The sequence below is a fragment of the Streptomyces sp. NPDC058375 genome, assembly GCF_042723425.1.
Lineage (GTDB): Bacteria > Actinomycetota > Actinomycetes > Streptomycetales > Streptomycetaceae > Streptomyces > Streptomyces durocortorensis.
The window spans coordinates 1-3,538 of record NZ_JBHXJG010000420.1; the positions used below are offsets into that span (position 1 = coordinate 1).

Genomic DNA, 3,538 nt, shown 5'->3' on the forward strand with positions numbered 1-3,538 from the left:
GCACAGCGGGGCGGCGGCACAGCGGGGCGGCGGCACAGCGGCGCCGCGGCACAGCGGGGCGGCGGCACAGCGGGGCGGCGGCACAGCGGCACGGGAGTCCGGCGGCGGCACAGCGGCACGGGAGTCCGGCGGCGGCCGCCCGGCGGCCCGGCAGCCGGGCCGGGCGGTCAGCCGAGGCGGTGGACCAGCTGGGTGCTCAGTTCGTACCGTGCCCCCACGATCGCCAGTTCCCCGGCGGCCACCTTCGCCGCGAGATCGGCCTCGCCCGCCAGCCGGGAGCGGACCAGCCGGACCTGGGCGCTGACCGTGGCCTCCACCCGGGCGTCGCCGTGCTGCCCGTGCACGATCGCGGGCCTGATCTGGTCGGCCACGTACTGGATGTGCGCGGGCAGGCTCTCCCCGGTCTCCTCCGCGTGGACCGCGGCGGCGACCGCGCCGCACGACTGGTGGCCCAGGACCACCACCAGCGGGATGCCCAGTTCGAGGACGCCGTAGGCGATGCTGCCGAGGACCGCCTCGTCCAGCACCTCGCCGGCCGAGCGGACGGTCATCAGGTCGCCGAGGCCCTGGTCGAAGACCAGCTCCGGAGGGACGCGGGAGTCGATGCAGCCGAGTATCAGCGCGAACGGCGACTGGCCGGAGACCAGGGCGCTGCGCACCCCGGCCGTCTCGTGGGGGTGCCGTTGGTGGAGCGTGCGCCAGCGGCGGTTCCCGGCGGCGAGTTCCTTCAGCGCCGCGGCCGGGGTCGCGGGCCTCGCCGCGGTCGCGGGCCGGGTGCGCGGGGCGGCCCCCACGGGCGAGGAGCCCGCGGCGAGCACGCCCGCCGCCGCGGTGGCGGCGGAGGCGCGGAGCAGAGTGCGGCGCGTGGTCGGCGCCGGGCGGGGGGTTCGGGTGATTCTCACGCGCGGACGCTAACCCCCTTACGCAGGAAGGGAGTTGATGCCGAACAACCCTTGGCCAGACCTTGACCATCTCTTGGGCGGGTGAGGACGGAGAAGGACACACCCGGGGGCCAACGGCCCGGTGGGTACGTCCCACCGGGCCGGGAAGCGGGTCGGTCAGCTGAAGCCGCCGAGCGTGATCAGCGCCTCCTGCGGGTTGCCGTCGTGGACGAGCGACTCATGGGCGCCCACGTCGTCGAAGGCGAAGCCGTACGCCTTGCCGTCGACCATCTGCGCGTGGATGAGGCGGGAGTAGTGGTTGGTCACGGAGTCCTTGTAGAAGTTGGCCGCGTTGTTGTCGGGGTGGTTCGTGCCGTTCAGCAGGGTGGAGCGGTTGAAGCCCGCGCACAGCGTGCGGGAGATCGGGCCGCGCACCAGGTCGTTGGGCGCGTCCAGGTGCTTGTAGCAGCCGAAGACGCTGTCCGAGTCCGGCTTCTGGAACGAGGTCACGACGGCGCCCGAGCCGTTGGTGAAGTTCATGACGTTGCCGGAGACCCGGCCGTAGTACTTGGTGTTCGGCTCGTGCGCGAACGGCGTCACCGTCAGCACGGAGCTGCTGTAGCGGCTCCAGACCCGGTTGATGTAGTCGTTCATGATCCCGGACGGCAGACTGCCGTTCCCGACGCCGTGCCCCGGGGACAGGGCGCGCAGCACCGTTCCGTCGGACCGGGTCTGGATGAGGCCGGACCAGCCGCCGGACTGGTTCCTGAGGTTGTTGAACACCGCGTTGTAGCCGCCCGGCTTGAGCTTGCCCGTGCTCCTGACGGCCCCGCCCTGCGCCCTGACGCCGACCGAGTAGGGGGCGGAGAACATGTCGACCTGGGTGCTGTTGATCCACAGACCCGCGTCGTTGAGCGTGTACTCGGTCCAGTTGAACAGGATGTTCCTGTTCGGGTCGCTCGGGTTCTGCACGGCGGGCTGCACGAGACCGCCGGTGGTGACCTTGAAGACGAGCTTCTGACCGTACGAGAAGTAGACGCGGCCGGAGAACTTCGGCATCCGGATCGTCACCGACTGCCCGTTCCGCGGACCGGCGATCGACGCGTCCGGAGCCGGAGTGGGCGGGTTGCCGCCGGCCGGCCAGGGGTGGAAGGTGCCGTTCGCGTCGGCCCAGCCCTGGCGGCCGGTGGAGAGCTCCGTTCCGAGGTTGTAGACGTAGATCTGGTCGGCGCGTCCCGAGTCGTTCTTGATGGTCAGCGGGATGGTGGCGGGTACCGCCGCCTCGGCCGGCGTCTGGCCGAGGCCGGTGGTCAGCCCCAGGGCGAGGGCCAGGGTGGCGGTCAGCGCGCCGAGACTTCTCCGTAAAGCGGGCATGCTCGTTCTCCTCATCGGGCGGATGCGTGGGTGGAACGGGGGGCACATCACCTGCGAGCTTGAGAGCGCTCTCAGAATCCTGCGGGGAGCGACCGCTGTCAACGAACCTGCCTCAACTTGTTGAACCCGCGGGGCGCTGTGCACGCGACGCGCGGGCTGCCTCTCTCCCCTGGTCCGGAGATTCCGGTTGCTCTGGCCCAGGGATTCCGGTTTCGGTTAGCGTCCGGGCAGCGAGGGTCGAGGGGATGGGAGTGAACCGTGGTGGCGGATGTGATCGTGGTGGGCGGCGGGGTCGTCGGGCTCAGCACCGCCGTGACGCTGGCGGAGCGCGGGGCACGGGTGCGGGTCTGGTCGCGCGATCCGGCCGGGGCCACCACGTCGGCGGTGGCGGGCGCCCTGTGGTGGCCGTACCGGATCGAGCCTGCCGAGCGGGTGGGCGACTGGTCGCTGGAGACGCTGGCGGTGTACGAGGAGTTGTCGGGCGACCCGGAGGAGACCGGCGTACGGCGGGTGGCGGGGCTGCACGGCGGGGAGCGGTTCGCGGCGCTGGGCGACTGGGCGGCCGGGCTGAAGGACGCCGTGGAGGTGCCCGAGGGACTGCGGGTGACGCTGCCGCTGCTGGACATGCCGGTCCATCTGGAGTGGCTGGAGCGGCGGCTCGTGGCGGCGGGCGGTGCGGTGGAGCGGCGGGCCGTGACGGGGTTCGGCGAGGCGGCGGCGGTGAGCCCGGTGGTGGTGAACTGCACGGGGCTCGGGGCGCGCGAGCTGGTGCCCGACGCCGGGGTGCGGCCGGTGCGGGGGCAGTTGGTCGCGGTGGAGAACCCGGGCGTCGAGGAGTGGTACACGGAGGCGGATCCGGCGTCGGCCGCGACGACGTACTTCTTCCCGCAGCCAGGGCGGCTGGTGCTGGGCGGCACGGCGGAGGCGGACGACCCGCGCACGGAGCCCGACCCGGACACGGCACGGGAGATCGTGGCGCGGTGCGCGCGGATCCGCCCGGAGATCGCCGACGCCCGGGTACTCGGCCACCGGGTAGGGCTGCGCCCGGCGCGAGAGGCGGGGGTCCGGATCGAGGCGGAGGCCCTGCCGGGCGACGGCCTGCTGGTGCACAACTACGGGCACGGCGGCGCGGGCGTGACGGTGGCCTGGGGCTGCGCGCGGGCGGCGGCGGCGCTGGTGGGGTGACGGGGGCGGGGCGCGCCCCGCCGGAGGACGCGGGACGGGACGACCGGAGCCCGCGACCCGCGGGCGGTCGCGGGCGCCGAAGCGGCTGAGCGGTTGTG

3 protein-coding genes are annotated in these 3,538 nt (G+C 73.3%); 1 reads left to right on the forward strand and 2 read right to left on the reverse strand.

Features of this window, described 5'->3' with window-relative positions; genetic code table 11:
- Positions 1 to 167: 167 nt before the first annotated feature.
- Together ACFWM7_RS34440 and ACFWM7_RS34445 are read right to left on the reverse strand one after the other, a co-directional pair.
- On the reverse strand, positions 168 to 902 hold the full coding sequence (locus ACFWM7_RS34440) for a carbonic anhydrase (RefSeq protein ID WP_383268489.1): 735 nt from the start codon (positions 900 to 902) through the stop codon (positions 168 to 170).
- 156 nt (positions 903 to 1,058) lie between these two features.
- A complete protein-coding gene (locus ACFWM7_RS34445) occupies positions 1,059 to 2,255 on the reverse strand; it encodes a glycoside hydrolase family 64 protein (protein ID WP_383268492.1) in 1,197 nt (398 codons plus the stop codon).
- A gap of 261 nt (positions 2,256 to 2,516) precedes the next feature.
- Here ACFWM7_RS34445 and ACFWM7_RS34450 point away from each other — a divergent pair, with 261 nt between their 5' ends.
- Positions 2,517 to 3,440, forward strand: coding sequence for an FAD-dependent oxidoreductase (locus tag ACFWM7_RS34450; protein ID WP_383268495.1), 924 nt, complete (start codon positions 2,517 to 2,519; stop codon positions 3,438 to 3,440).
- The last annotated feature ends 98 nt before the right edge of the window (positions 3,441 to 3,538 follow it).